The organism is Amaricoccus solimangrovi, assembly GCF_006385685.1.
Lineage (GTDB): Bacteria > Pseudomonadota > Alphaproteobacteria > Rhodobacterales > Rhodobacteraceae > Amaricoccus > Amaricoccus solimangrovi.
Window position 1 is genome coordinate 124,192 of sequence record NZ_VFRP01000002.1, and the last position, 12,663, is coordinate 136,854.

Sequence of the window (12,663 nt, forward strand, 5' to 3'; positions counted from 1 at the left end):
CTCACTCCAGATGAAACACGGTCTCGAGCGGGACCGCCACGGGCGAATGGTCCGGGTTGGTTTCCATGATGTCCGCCATGTGGTCCCACCAGCGCCGCATCAGCGGATGGGCGCCGAGTTCGTCCATCCCGTGCCCGTCGGCGCGCCAGAGGACGCCGAAGAGCGCGCCGGTCTCGCGGTCGAGGTGGATCGAATAGTCCGAGATCCCGGCGGCGCGCAGCAGTCGCGCGAGTTCGGGCCAGATCGCGTCGTGGCGGCGGCGGTATTCCTCCTCCCGCCCGGGAAGGAGCCGCATCCGGAAGGCGTATTTCTCCATCAGGCCCTCCGGGGCGCGAGGCGCGCGGCGAGCCGGGGCAGCGCGATCACGGCGATGAGCAGCAGGCCGATGAAGATCGACATCACGATCCCGGGCACGTTCAGGAGCCCGAAGCCGAAGGTCACCATGCCGAGCACGAAGGCCGCGATCACCACCCCCGCGATCGTGCCCGCGCCGCCGAGGATCGAGACGCCGCCGAGCACGACCATGGTCACGATCTCGAGCTCCCAGCCGAGCGCGATCGAGGGCCGCGTGGAGCCGAGCCGCGAGGTCAGGCAGATGGCCGCGACGCCGGAGAGCAGGCCGGTCATCAGGAACAGCAGGAACCGGATCCGCCCGACCCGGAGCCCGGAGAACCGCGCCGCCATCGGATTGTTGCCGACCGCGTAGACCATGCGCCCGAAGCTCGTCCGGCGCAGCAGGACGCCGAAGAGGACCGCGAGCGCGGCGAAGAGGACGAATTCGAAGGAGATCACCCAGAAGACATAGCCCTGGCCGAAATAGTCGAAGCCGGGCGGGTAGCTCGTATACGCCTGGTCGCCGAGGATGATGTAGGCGATGCCCCGGAAGAGGCTCATCGTGCCGATGGTCACGACGATCGAGGGCAGGCCGAAGCGGGTGACGAGCGTGCCGTTCACCGCGCCGCAGACGAGGCCGACGCCGAGCCCGACGAGGACGAGCGCGGGCGTGCCGAATCCGGCCTCGGCCGCCATTCCCATGATCGTCGAGGCGAGCGCGATGATCGCCGCGACCGAGAGGTCGATCTCGCCCGCGATGATGAGGAGCGCCATCGGAAAGGCGATCATCGCCTTCTCGGTGAAGTTGAAGGTCGCGTCCGAGAGGTTCCACGGATCGAGGAAATAGGGCGAGGCGAAGCAGTTCGCGACGAAGATCGCCACCGCCACCGCGAGCAGGAGCGCCTCCCAGCTGCGGAGCAGCCGCGCGCCCGGCGTGCTCAGCCGGTCGGGGATCGCGCGGCGGGAGTCGGGGCGGGATTCAAGGCGGGATTCGGGGGTTTCGCGGCTCATGCCCTGTGCTCCGCCGTTCTGAGGATGACCCGGCCCTTTCTCCGTTCGGCCCGGGCGTTGAAGGCCACGGCGATGATGATCGCGGAGCCCGAGATCGCAAGCTGCCAGAAGGGCGAGATGTTGACCACCGGCAGCGCGTTCTTGATCACGCCGAGAAAGAGCGCGCCGAGGACCGCGCCCGCGACCGAGCCGATCCCGCCCGCGATCGAGACGCCGCCGATCACGCAGGCGGCGATCACGTCGAGCTCGAACCCGCCGGCGATGTCGACATAGGCGACCGCGTAGCGCGCGACCCAGAGATAGCCGCAGAGCCCGGCGATGGCGCCCGAGAGCACATAGGCCGCGAAGCGGGTCCGCCCGGTGTCGATGCCCGCGTAGACCGCCGCGTTCGCATTGCCGCCGACGGCGTGAAAGGCGCGGCCCGTCGCGGTCCTCGTGTAGAGCAGCCAGGCGAGCCCGATGACGCCGAGCGCGATCCAGCTCAGCGCCGGCAGGCCGAGCGCGGCGCGGGGCAGGTCCTTGAAGGCCGGGCTCATCTCGTGCGCGTTGACCCAGGCGCCGCCCGAGACGACGAAGATGAGGCCCCGGTAGATCGTCAGCGTGCCAAGCGTCGCGACGATCGGCGGGATGTCGAGCTTCCAGACCATGAGCCCGTTCACCGCGCCGAGCGCCGCGCCGAGCAGGATGGCGAGCAGGATCAGCGCCGGGATCGGGATGCCGGGGAAGGCGGAGTTCAGCATCGCGACGACCATGCCGTTCAGCGCGAGGTTCGCCGCGACCGAGAGGTCGATCGACTTCGTCAGGATCACCGCCATCTGGCCGAGCGCCAGCATGACGAGGATCGCGGTGTCGTTGAAGACGCGGCCGAGGTTGGCCGGCTCGGCGAAGGCGGGGAAGCGGAGCGAGATCAGCAGGATCATCGCCCCGATCGCCACCGCGAGGATCATCTCGCGCGACCTGAGCAGCCGGTCGGCCATCACGCCGCCTCCCCGATGCCGGCCGCGGCGCGCACGAGCGTCTCGGGCGTCAGCCCCGCGCGCTCGTATTCCCCGGCGATCCGGCCCTCGCGCATCACGATCACGCGGTCGGACATGCCGAGGATCTCCGGGATCTCCGAGGAGACCATGATGACGGCGAGTCCCTCGGCGGCGAGTTCCGCCATGAATTCGTGCACCGCCGCCTTGGAGCCGATGTCGATGCCCTTGGTCGGCTCGTCGAGGATGATGACGCGGGGCCGCGTCGCGAGCCATTTCGCGATCACCACCTTCTGCTGGTTGCCGCCCGAAAGCTGCCCGAGTTCCTGGTCGAGCGCCGCGGCGCGCAGGTCGAGCCTCGTCGCGTATCTGCGCGCCAGCGCGAATTCCTCCGCGAGACGGAGGAACCCGTCCTTCGATGTCCGGGCGAGCGAGGGCAGGGTAATGTTCTGGAAGATCGGCATCGCCCGGATCGCCCCCTGCGCCCCCCGGTCCTCGGGGACATAGACGATGCCCTTCGCGATCGCCTGCGCCGGGTCGCGGATCACCGCCACCTTCCCGTCGATCCGGACCGCGCCCTTCGCGGGCTCCGTCACGCCGAAGAGCGCCTGCATGAACTCGCTCCGCCCCGCGCCGACGAGGCCGTAGAAGCCGAGGATCTCGCCCTTGCGCAGCGTGAAGTTGATGTCGGCGAATTCGGTCGGGTGGGAGTAACCGACGACCCTCAGCACCTCGTCCCCGACGTTGTGCGCGCGAACCGGGAAGATCGCCTCGATCGAGCGGCCGACCATCATCCGCACCAGATCGTCCTCGGTCACGTCGGCCATGTGGCCCGCGCCGACGAGCGCGCCGTCGCGGAAGACGGTGTAGCGGTCGGCGATCCGGAAGATCTCGTCGAACTTGTGGCTGATGAAGAGGATCGCCTTGCCCTCGGCCCTCAGCCGCTCGACGAGTTCGTAGAGCTCCTCGATCTCCTTGTGCGAGAGCGCCGCCGTCGGCTCGTCCATGATGACGACGCGCGCCTCGATCGAGAGCGCGCGGGCGACGGCGACGAGATGCTTGCTCGCGATGCCGAGGTCGCGCAGCCGCGTCTCGGGCGCGATGGTGGCCCCGACGCGGGCGAGCATCTCGCGCGCCTCCGCGTTCATCCGCCGCCAGTCGATCAGGCCCCAGCGGGTGCGCGGGGCATGGCCGAGAAAGATGTTCTCCGCGACGGAGAGATCATCGAAGAGCACCGTCTCCTGATGGATCGCGGTGACGCCGGCGGCGGCCGCGGCCTCGGCGGTCGGGAAGGCGGTTTCCGCGCCCTCGAGCAGGATCCGGCCGGCGTCGGGCTGGTGGATGCCGGTCAGGATCTTCACGATCGTCGACTTGCCGGCGCCGTTCTCGCCCACGAGCGCGGTGACCTCGCCCGGGTAGAGCGCGAGCGCCACGCCGTCGAGGGCCTTCACGCCGGGAAAGCTCTTGGCGATGCCTTCGAGGGCCAGCACCGGCGGCGCATCGACGAGCGCGGTCGGGCCGTCGCGCTCGGGACGACTGGACAACATGGGACAGCTTCCTTCGCGGGGAACGATCCCTCCCGGCGGGCCGGGAGGGAAGGGGATCAGAAGATCGACTTGAACTGCTCGATGTTGGACTTGTCGTAGACGAACGGATCCGCCATCGCGCCCTCGGTGTTCTCGTCGAGCTTCACCGACCCCATGCGGCCCATCGGGATCTCGGCCCCGGGCTCGGCGGTCGCCTTCCCCTTGGCGAGGTTGTAGGCGATCATCGTCGCGGAATAGCCGAGGTCGATCGGGTTCCAGATCGCGAAGCTCTTCGAGGCGCCGCTCTCGACATGGCCCGCCATCTCGGAGGGCAGGCCGAGGCCGGTCACGTTGATCTCGCCGACCTTGCCCGCGTCCTCGACCGCCTGCGCCGCCGCGACGATGCCGACCGAGGTCGGGGCGATGATCGCCTTCAGGTCGGGATAGGACTGCATCAGGCCCTGCGCCTCGCGGTAGGACTTGTCGGAGAGGTCGTCACCGTAGACGGTCGCGACGAGGTTGATGTTCGGATAGTTCGGCATCACCTGCTTCATCGCCGCGATCCAGGCGTTCTGGTTGGTCGCGGTCGCCGAGGCCGAAAGCACCGCGACGTCGCCGCCATCGGGCAGGTTGTCGGCGGCGAGCTTGATGATCATGTTGCCGATGAGCGGCGTCGAGGAGGGGTTGAGCTGCATCGCCCGCCCCTCGGGCGCGACGCCGGAATCCCACGAGATCACCGTGATGCCCCGGTCCATCGCCTTCTTGAGCGCGGGGACGAGCGCGTCCTTGTCATTGGCGGAGATCGCGATCGCGTCGACCTTCTGCGCGATCAGCGCGTTGATCACCTCGATCTGGCCCTCGGCGGTGGTGTCGGTCGGGCCGGTATAGATGATCTCGACGTCGCCGAGTTCCTTCGCCGCCTCCTCGGCGCCCTTGTTCGCCGCCTCGAAGAAGCCGATGCCGAGCCCCTTCACGACCAGCGCGATCCGCGTCTGATCGGCGGCGTTCGCCGCCGTCGTGGCGAGGGGCGCGGCGGCGAGTGCCACGGCGGCGGCCGCTCCGGCGAGGAGCGATTTCCAGAGTTTCATGTCTGACCTCCCAATTGGTCGTCGTTCGCTTCGTTCTTCGTTCTGTTCCCGGGCCGTTTCCCGGCCCTTGCTCCGCTATCCGGCGGATTCGGTCTCTACCCGCTCCGCCTTCGCCTCCGCGACGATCAGCCGGACGCCGGCCGCCTCGAGCATCCGCGCGGCGGCGTCCCCGACCCGGTCGTCGGTGATCACCGTGGCGATCCGGTCGAGCCCGCAGAGGATCAGGCTCGAGCGCCGCTCGAATTTCGAGGAATCGACCAGCACGACGAGCTCGTCCGCCTGGTCGAGCAGCTTCCGCTCCGCCTGGATCAGCAGCGGATCGGCCTCCATCAGCCCGTGCGCGCCGAGCCCCTGCGCGCCCATGAACATGCGCCGGGCGTAGAAATTCCGCGTCACGTCGTTCTCGAAGGGCGAGAGTACGATGTTCTGCTCGCGGTAGATCGTGCCGCCGGGCAGCAGGATCGTGTTCTTCGAATGCCTGAGCAGATGCTCGGCGATCGGAAAGGAATTGGTCAGGATCTGCAACCGGCGGGGGCCGAGCGGATGCACCATCTGGAAGGTCGTCGTGCCGCCGTTGACGATGATCGACTCGCCATCCTCGCAAAGCGCCACCGCCTCGCGCGCGATCGCCTTCTTCTGCGCGAGATGGCTCGCTTCATTGAGACTGAACGGCCGGCCGGCGAGGCCGACGAACTGCGGCGGCGAGATCGCCTCGGCGCCGCCGCGCACCCGGCGGAGCTTCTTCTGCAGATGGAGCGCCGCGATGTCGCGGCGCACCGTCGCCTCGGAAGCGTCGGTCAGCTCGACCATCTCCTGCACGGTGACCACGGGGCGATCCTGAATCGCCGCCAGTATCACGCGCCAGCGTTCCTTTTCGTGCATCCGCGCCTCCCGTTCCGGTCAATCTGGCGAGGAACCGGGGCTCTGTCAATCATATGATGATCGAATGCGTGCAAGATCAATCATATTGCGACGCAACATGATTGACAATGATCGGAGCGTGCGCGAAATTCGCGGCCAGTCCGGGCCGGAAGGCCGCGCGAAGGGCCGGAAAGCGGCCACGCCAGGAATTGGGAGGATCGCATGCTGGACGAAAAGACCCCTCGGCTGCTCTTGGACCAGTGGGACGCGGCGAAGGCGGCGGGGATGAGCGAGCCGGAACTGCTGCTCTACCGCTCGAACCTGCTCGGCGCGGACAAGCGGATCACCAATTACGGCGGCGGCAACACCTCGGCCAAGGTGATGGAGACGGATCCGCTGACCGGCGAGACGGTCGAGGTGCTCTGGGTCAAGGGTTCGGGCGGGGACGTCGGCACGATGAAGCTCGACGGTTTCGCGACGCTCTACATGGAGAAGCTCGAGGCGCTGCGCGGCATCTATCGCGGCGTCGAATTCGAGGACGAGATGGTGGGCTACCTGCCGCATTGCACCTTCGACCTCAATCCGCGCGCGGCCTCCATCGACACGCCGCTGCACGCCTATGTGCCGCGCAGGCATGTCGATCACATGCACGCCGATGCGATCATCGCCATCGCCGCCTCGAAGGATTCGCGGGCGCTGACCAGGGAGATCTTCGGGGACGAGATCGGCTGGCTGCCCTGGAAGCGGCCGGGCTACGAGCTCGGGCTCTGGCTCTCGAAGTTCTGCGCCGAGAATCCGGAGGCGAAGGGCGTCGTGCTCGAGAGCCACGGGCTCTTCACCTGGGGCGACGATGCGCGCGGTTGCTACGCGACGACGATCGCGGTGATCAACCGCGCGATCGAATGGCTCGGGGAGCGGACCGCCGGCGTGCCGGCCTTCGGCGGCCCGGCGACGACCGCGGCGCCGGCCGCGGAGCGGCGGCGGATCGCGGCGCGGCTCATGCCGGTGATCCGGGGCCTCGTCTCGACGGAAACCCGGATGGTCGGGCATTTCGACGATCAGGACGCGGTGCTCGAATTCGTCACCGCGACGGACATGCGCGCGCTCGCGGCGCTCGGCACCAGCTGCCCGGACCATTTCCTCAGGACCAAGATCCGGCCGCTGGTGGTCGATTTCGATCCCGCCGCGCCCGACCTCGAGGCGACGCTCGCGGGGCTCCCGGCGGCGGTGGAGGCCTACCGCGCCGATTACGCGGCCTATTACGAACGCCGCAGGCGGCCCGACAGCCCGGGCCTGCGCGATCCGAACGCGGTCGTCTATCTCGTGCCGGGCGTCGGCATGATCACCTTCGCGAAGGACAAGGCGACGGCCCGGATCTCCGGGGAATTCTATGTCAACGCGATCAACGTGATGCGCGGCGCCTCCGCGATCTCGGAATACCGGGGGCTGCCGGAGCAGGAGGCGTTCGACATCGAATACTGGCTGCTCGAGGAAGCGAAGCTCCAGCGGATGCCGAGGCCGAAGAGCCTCGCGGGCCGGATCGCGCTCATCACCGGCGGCGCGGGCGGGATCGGCGCGGCGACGGCGGAACGCTTCCTCGCCGAGGGCGCCTGCGTCATGCTCGCCGATATCGACAAGGCGGCGCTTGGCGAGACGGCGGCGGCCTTCGCGGCGCGCCACGGCGCCGACGTCGTGCGGACGGTCGAGATGAACGTGACCTCCGAGGAGGCGGTCGCGGCGGCCCATGCGGAGCTCGCGGTCGAATTCGGCGGGCTCGACATCCTCGTCTCGAACGCCGGCATCGCCTCCTCGGCGCCGGTGGAGGAGACGACGCTCGAGCTCTGGAACCGCAACATGGCGATCCTCTCGACCGGCTATTTCCTCGTCTCCCGCGAGGCGTTCAGGGTGTTGCGCGCGCAGGGCATCGGCGGCTCCATCGTCTTCATCGGCTCGAAGAACGGCCTCGCCGCGTCGCCCGGCGCCTCGGCCTATTGCACGGCCAAGGCCTCGGAACTGCATCTCGCGCGCTGCCTCGCGCTGGAAGGCGCGCCGGACGGAATCCGCGTCAACGTGGTCAATCCCGACGCGGTGCTCCGGGGCTCGAAGATCTGGGAGGGCGAATGGCTCGACCAGCGCGCGGCGACCTACAGGACCGACAAGGAGGGGCTGGAGGAGATGTACCGCCAGCGCTCGCTCCTGAAACGCTCCGTCCTGCCCGGGGACATCGCCGAGGCCGCCTATTTCTTCGCCTCCGAGGCCAGCGCCAAGTCGACCGGCAACATCGTCAACGTGGACGCCGGCAACGTCCAGGCCTTCACGCGCTGAGGGGGAAGCCATGAGCGTTCTGGAAGCCCCCGCCGCGACCTCGGTCGAGGAAGCCGAGCTTCGCCGCGACTACGACGCGCTCGGCGAGCGCCTCGCCCGCCGGGGCGTCGCGATCGACGCGATCCGCGACAAGGCCGCGGCCTTCGCCGTCGCCGTGCCCTCCTGGGGGGTGGGCACCGGCGGCACCCGCTTCGCGCGCTTCCCCGGTCCGGGCGAGCCGCGCGACATCTTCGACAAGCTCGAGGATTGCGCGGTGATCCACCGGCTGACCGGCGCCACGCCGCGCGTCTCGCTGCACATCCCTTGGGACAAGGCCGATCCCGCGGCGCTGCGCCAGAAGGCCGGCGACCTCGGCCTCGGCTTCGACGCGATGAACTCGAACACCTTCTCCGACGCGCCGGGCCAGAAGCTCAGCTACAAGTTCGGCTCGCTCAGCCATACCGATCCGGGCGTGCGCGCCCAGGCGGTGGCGCACAATCTCGAATGCATCGCGCTCGGCCAGGCGCTCGGCTCGAAGGCGCTCACCGTCTGGGTCGGCGACGGCTCGAACTTCCCCGGCCAGTCGAATCTCACGCGGGCCTTCGAGCGTTATCTCGATGCCATGCGCGAGATCTACCGCGATCTGCCCGATGACTGGCGGCTCCTCACCGAGCACAAGATGTACGAGCCCGCCTTCTATTCGACCGTGGTGCAGGACTGGGGGACGAACTACCTGATCGCTAGGGAATTGGGCGAACGCGCCCTCTGCCTCGTCGATCTCGGCCACCACGCGCCGAACGTGAACATCGAGATGATCGTCGCCCGGCTGATCCAGTTCGGCAAGCTCGGCGGCTTCCATTTCAACGATTCCAAATACGGCGACGACGATCTCGACGCCGGGTCGGTCGATCCCTACCGGCTCTTCCTCGTCTTCAACGAACTCGTCGACGCGGAACGGCACGCCGGCCCGGATTTCCACCCGGCGCACATGATCGACCAGTCGCACAACGTGACCGATCCGATCGAGAGCCTGATGACGAGCGCGATGGAGATCCAGCGCGCCCATGTCCAGGCGCTTCTCGTCGACCGGGGAGCCCTCGAAGGCTTCCAGGAGGCGAACGACGCGCTGATGGCGACCACGACGCTCAGGCAGGCGTTCCGCACCGATGTGGAGCCGATCCTCGCGATGGCCCGGCTTGGGAAGGGCGCCGCGCTCGATCCTGTCCTGGCCTATCGCCGGTCCGGCTATCGCGCGAGGGTCGCGGGGGAGCGGCCGGCGGTCACCGGCGGAGGCGGCGGGATCGTCTGATCCGGGTGGCCCTCGAAAACGGGTGGGCCTGAAACGGATCCGGGCGCCGGATGGCGCCCTGGGATCGGTCCGGCATCCGCCGGAGTTTACTGGAGCGGGCGAAGGGATTCGAACCCTCGACCCCAACCTTGGCAAGGTTGTGCTCTACCCCTGAGCTACACCCGCGTCCTGTGGCGGCGGTATATACAGTCCCGCGCGGCGAGCACAAGAGGCGTTTGAAGGCGGCGGCGCCGAAATCGGCGCTCCGGCGTGACACCGCGCCGAACCACGCGAAGCGCCGGCTCCGGGCGGGTCCGGGCGAAGGGATGGGCCTGAAACGGATCAGGGCGCCGGATGGCGCCCTGGGATCGGTCCGGCATCCGCCGGAGTTTACTGGAGCGGGCGAAGGGATTCGAACCCTCGACCCCAACCTTGGCAAGGTTGTGCTCTACCCCTGAGCTACACCCGCGTCCTGTGGAGGGGGATATACACAGTCCCGCGCGACGAGCACAAGGGGGCCTCCGGCGTTTTTTCCACTTCGCGCGAGATTTTTTTCCGGGCGCGGCAACCCGCTGGAATCGCGCCCGGAATCCTGTCGGCCTCCCGGCGCGATCCTTATCGCACCTCCACCTCCAGCGGCGGCAGCGAGGCGATCCGGCCGCTCAGCCGGTCGCCGCGGTGGATCGCGGAGACACCGGCCGGCGTGCCGGTGAGCAGCAGGTCGCCCGGCGCGAGTTCGAAGAGCTCGGACAGTTTCGAGATCGTCTCCGGGATCGACCAGACCATGTCGGCGAGATCGCCTCTCTGCCGCGTCTCGCCATTGACGGCGAGCGTCACCGGCCCGGTCGAGAGCGGCGCGCCGAGCGCGCCGCGGGGCACGATCGGGCCGCAGGGGGCGGAGGCCTCGAAGGCCTTCGCGACCTCCCAGGGGCGGCCGGCCTTCTTGGCGAGCGACTGCAGGTCGCGCCGCGTCATGTCGAGCCCGACCGCGTAGCCGAAGATCTTCTCCTCGGCCTCCTCCGCGGGAATGTCGCGGCCGCCCGCGCCGAGCGCCACGACGAGTTCGATCTCGTGGTGCACGTCCGCGCTCAGGGGCGGATAGGGAAAGATCCCCCCGGTCACCAGATTGTCGGGATTCTTCTGGAAGAAGAATGGCGGCTCCCGGTCCGGATCATGGCCCATCTCCCGCGCATGCTCGGCATAGTTCCGGCCGACGCAATAGACCCGGCGGACCGGGAACATGAGATCGGACCCCATGATCGGCAGGGCGGGACGGGGCGCGGGGGGAAAGGCGTATTCGGTCATCGACGGACTCCGGCGGGAAGGGAGCCGCCATTGGTCCCGGCGGAACGGGGCGCGTCAAGCGGGGGCGTGGGCCGGGCGGGCCGCTTTCGCCCCCGGGACGGCGCGCGTCAGTCGGCGTCCGCCTCGTCGCGCGCCGAGCCGCGCTCGCGCCAGCGGCGCCAGGCGATCCAGCCGATGGCGCCGGCCACCGCGAGCACGAGGAGGAGCTTGCCCAGCGGATCGATCACCGCCGCGACGAGGTGCCAGTTCGCGCGCAGGAACATGCCGACGCCGATCAGGAAGCCGATCCAGATGACCGAGCCCACCGCCGAGAGGATCAGGAAGCGCGTGAGGGGCATTTCCGCCAGCCCCGCCGGTACCGAGATCAGCGTGCGCACGCCGGGCGCCATCCGCCCGAGCAGCACCGCCTTGCCGCCGTGCCGGTCGAACCAGGCGATCGCCGCCTCGACGTCGCTCACCTTGAGCGCGACGTACTTGCCCCAGCGCGCGACGAGTTCCATGAACCGCTCGCGTCCGACCGCGCGGGCGATGAAATACCAGGGCAGGTTGCCGAGCAGCGTCCCCGCGAGCGCCGAGATCAGGACCAGCGACAGGCTCATCTGGCCCGAGCCGACCGAGATCCCCGCGATCGGCATGATGACCTCGGAGGGGATCGGCGGGAACAGGTTCTCGGCCATCATCAGGAGGAAGATGCCGAGATAGCCGAAGGCCCCGACGATGTCGTTGATCCATTGCTCCATGCGGATGGCGCGTCCCTGTGCCGTGGCCGCGGGCCGATCCCGCGCTGCCCGGAGGCCTCTCTAGCACCGCCGGGCCGGGGTGAACAGGCGCCTTCGCAGCCGCGGCGAAGCCGCGCGGCCCCTCAGAGGCCCCGCGCCTTCGCCTCGCTCCAGAGCGCGTCCATCTCCGCGAGGTCGCTTTCGGCCGTCGAGCGCCCCTTCGCGGCCAATGCGGCCTCGATCGCATGGAAACGGCGGGTGAATTTGGCATTCGCGGCGCGCAGCGCGGCTTCGGGATCGACCCCGAGATGGCGCCCGAGATTGGCCATCACAAAGAGGAGATCGCCGTATTCCTCGGCCAGCCGCGCGGCTTCCTCGCCCGCGTCGCGCGCCTCGCGCAGCTCCCCCGCCTCCTCGACGATCTTGTCGATCACCCCGCCGGTATCGGGCCAGTCGAAGCCGACCCGCGCGGCGCGGTTCTGCAGCTTCACCGCCCGGGTGAGCGCGGGCAGCCCGGCGGCCACCCCGTCGAGCGCGCTCCGCGTCTCCGGCCTGTCCGCGCGCTCGGCGGCCTTGATCTTCTCCCAGTCCCGCGTCTGCTGCTCGGTCGATTTCTCCCGGCTCTCCGCGCCGAAGACATGCGGGTGCCGGCGGATCATCTTGTCGGAGATCGCGCGCACCACATCGGCGAAATCGAAGGCGCCGCGCTCCTCGGCCAGGCGCGCGTGATAGACCGACTGGAACAGCAGATCGCCGAGCTCGTCGCGCAGCGCCGGCATGTCGTCCTCGGCGATCGCCTCCGCGACCTCGTAGGCCTCCTCGATCGTATAGGGGGCGATGGTCGCGAAATCCTGCTCGAGATCCCAGGGACAGCCGAGCTCGGCATGGCGGAGCCGCGCCATGATCGCGACGAGCCGGGGCACGCCGCCCTCCGGATCGTGGAAGAGCGCGTCGTCGGCGGGCGGGGTGCGGATATCCTCGGGCATGGCGCGGAAGCTAGCGGAGCGGGGCGCCGGGGGGAAGGGGGCGGGACGCCGTGGCGCGCGGGACACGGCCGCGGCGCGAGTGGGCGGTTGTTCCGTCGCGATCCGCGTGATATTCTTACAACATTATACCGGAGGTCACTGCCATGCGCCTCGCCGTATTGATACTGCTAGCTTCCGCCTTTTCGCTCGTCACGCTGCCTGGGGGATCCCAGGTCCGGGCCGGCAGCGCCTGCAACCCGAACATCCAGAGCTGCTGACCATCCGAGCC

The 12,663-nt window shown here is 69.0% G+C and carries 11 protein-coding genes and 2 tRNA genes; 2 read left to right on the forward strand and 11 right to left on the reverse strand.

Going from position 1 to position 12,663, the window contains the following annotated elements; genetic code table 11:
* Position 1: 1 nt before the first annotated feature.
* The 6 genes from rhaM to FJM51_RS03070 form a co-directional block, all read right to left on the reverse strand.
* Positions 2-316, reverse strand: a complete 315-nt coding sequence (rhaM, locus tag FJM51_RS03045) for an L-rhamnose mutarotase (protein WP_140452640.1) — start codon at positions 314-316, stop codon at positions 2-4.
* Positions 316-1,344 (reverse strand): ABC transporter permease, encoded by a 1,029-nt coding sequence (locus FJM51_RS03050; RefSeq protein WP_140452641.1) that lies wholly within the window; start codon positions 1,342-1,344, stop codon positions 316-318. The genes rhaM and FJM51_RS03050 overlap by 1 nt, the downstream gene beginning before the upstream one ends.
* Positions 1,341-2,321, reverse strand: a complete 981-nt coding sequence (locus FJM51_RS03055; protein WP_140452642.1) for an ABC transporter permease — start codon at positions 2,319-2,321, stop codon at positions 1,341-1,343. Before FJM51_RS03055 ends, FJM51_RS03050 begins: the two co-directional genes overlap by 4 nt.
* Positions 2,321-3,865: a sugar ABC transporter ATP-binding protein gene (locus FJM51_RS03060; RefSeq protein WP_140452643.1), complete on the reverse strand. Its 1,545-nt coding sequence runs from the start codon at positions 3,863-3,865 to the stop codon at positions 2,321-2,323. Before FJM51_RS03060 ends, FJM51_RS03055 begins: the two co-directional genes overlap by 1 nt.
* Positions 3,866-3,921: 56 nt before the next feature.
* A complete protein-coding gene (gene rhaS / locus FJM51_RS03065) occupies positions 3,922-4,932 on the reverse strand; it encodes a rhamnose ABC transporter substrate-binding protein (protein ID WP_140452644.1) in 1,011 nt (336 codons plus the stop codon).
* Between the two features lie 75 nt (positions 4,933-5,007).
* Positions 5,008-5,814, reverse strand: a complete 807-nt coding sequence (locus tag FJM51_RS03070; protein WP_140452645.1) for a DeoR/GlpR family DNA-binding transcription regulator — start codon at positions 5,812-5,814, stop codon at positions 5,008-5,010.
* Between the two features lie 201 nt (positions 5,815-6,015).
* Here FJM51_RS03070 and FJM51_RS03075 point away from each other — a divergent pair, with 201 nt between their 5' ends.
* Positions 6,016-8,118, forward strand: a complete 2,103-nt coding sequence (locus tag FJM51_RS03075; protein ID WP_140452646.1) for a bifunctional rhamnulose-1-phosphate aldolase/short-chain dehydrogenase — start codon at positions 6,016-6,018, stop codon at positions 8,116-8,118.
* 10 nt (positions 8,119-8,128) lie between these two features.
* A complete protein-coding gene (gene rhaI / locus FJM51_RS03080) occupies positions 8,129-9,406 on the forward strand; it encodes an L-rhamnose catabolism isomerase (RefSeq protein WP_140452647.1) in 1,278 nt (425 codons plus the stop codon).
* A gap of 90 nt (positions 9,407-9,496) precedes the next feature.
* Here the strand turns inward: rhaI and FJM51_RS03085 are convergent.
* From FJM51_RS03085 to mazG, 5 genes are all read right to left on the reverse strand, one after another.
* Positions 9,497-9,571, reverse strand: a tRNA-Gly gene (locus tag FJM51_RS03085).
* A 208-nt stretch (positions 9,572-9,779) separates the two neighbouring features.
* Positions 9,780-9,854 (reverse strand) — tRNA-Gly (locus FJM51_RS03090).
* A gap of 146 nt (positions 9,855-10,000) precedes the next feature.
* Positions 10,001-10,690, reverse strand: coding sequence for a fumarylacetoacetate hydrolase family protein (locus tag FJM51_RS03095; protein WP_140452648.1), 690 nt, complete (start codon positions 10,688-10,690; stop codon positions 10,001-10,003).
* 107 nt (positions 10,691-10,797) lie between these two features.
* Positions 10,798-11,430 carry a DedA family protein gene (locus FJM51_RS03100; RefSeq protein WP_140452649.1) on the reverse strand — a complete coding sequence of 211 codons (633 nt, stop codon included), beginning with the start codon at positions 11,428-11,430 and terminating at the stop codon, positions 10,798-10,800.
* Positions 11,431-11,552: 122 nt separating this feature from the next.
* Entirely contained in the window at positions 11,553-12,395 is an 843-nt protein-coding gene (mazG, locus tag FJM51_RS03105) for a nucleoside triphosphate pyrophosphohydrolase (protein ID WP_140452650.1), read from the reverse strand.
* Positions 12,396-12,663 lie beyond the last annotated feature (268 nt).

What these genes read in the sequence shown, in the direction of transcription:
- rhaM (WP_140452640.1), bottom strand. Translation starts at nt 316, where the DNA reads ATGGAGAAATACGCCTTCCGGATGCGGCTCCTTCCCGGGCGGGAGGAG.
- FJM51_RS03050 (WP_140452641.1), bottom strand. Translation starts at nt 1,344, where the DNA reads ATGAGCCGCGAAACCCCCGAATCCCGCCTTGAATCCCGCCCCGACTCC.
- FJM51_RS03055 (WP_140452642.1), bottom strand. Translation starts at nt 2,321, where the DNA reads ATGGCCGACCGGCTGCTCAGGTCGCGCGAGATGATCCTCGCGGTGGCG.
- FJM51_RS03060 (WP_140452643.1), bottom strand. Translation starts at nt 3,865, where the DNA reads ATGTTGTCCAGTCGTCCCGAGCGCGACGGCCCGACCGCGCTCGTCGAT.
- rhaS (WP_140452644.1), bottom strand. Translation starts at nt 4,932, where the DNA reads ATGAAACTCTGGAAATCGCTCCTCGCCGGAGCGGCCGCCGCCGTGGCA.
- FJM51_RS03070 (WP_140452645.1), bottom strand. Translation starts at nt 5,814, where the DNA reads ATGCACGAAAAGGAACGCTGGCGCGTGATACTGGCGGCGATTCAGGAT.
- FJM51_RS03075 (WP_140452646.1), top strand. Translation starts at nt 6,016, where the DNA reads ATGCTGGACGAAAAGACCCCTCGGCTGCTCTTGGACCAGTGGGACGCG.
- rhaI (WP_140452647.1), top strand. Translation starts at nt 8,129, where the DNA reads ATGAGCGTTCTGGAAGCCCCCGCCGCGACCTCGGTCGAGGAAGCCGAG.
- FJM51_RS03095 (WP_140452648.1), bottom strand. Translation starts at nt 10,690, where the DNA reads ATGACCGAATACGCCTTTCCCCCCGCGCCCCGTCCCGCCCTGCCGATC.
- FJM51_RS03100 (WP_140452649.1), bottom strand. Translation starts at nt 11,430, where the DNA reads ATGGAGCAATGGATCAACGACATCGTCGGGGCCTTCGGCTATCTCGGC.
- mazG (WP_140452650.1), bottom strand. Translation starts at nt 12,395, where the DNA reads ATGCCCGAGGATATCCGCACCCCGCCCGCCGACGACGCGCTCTTCCAC.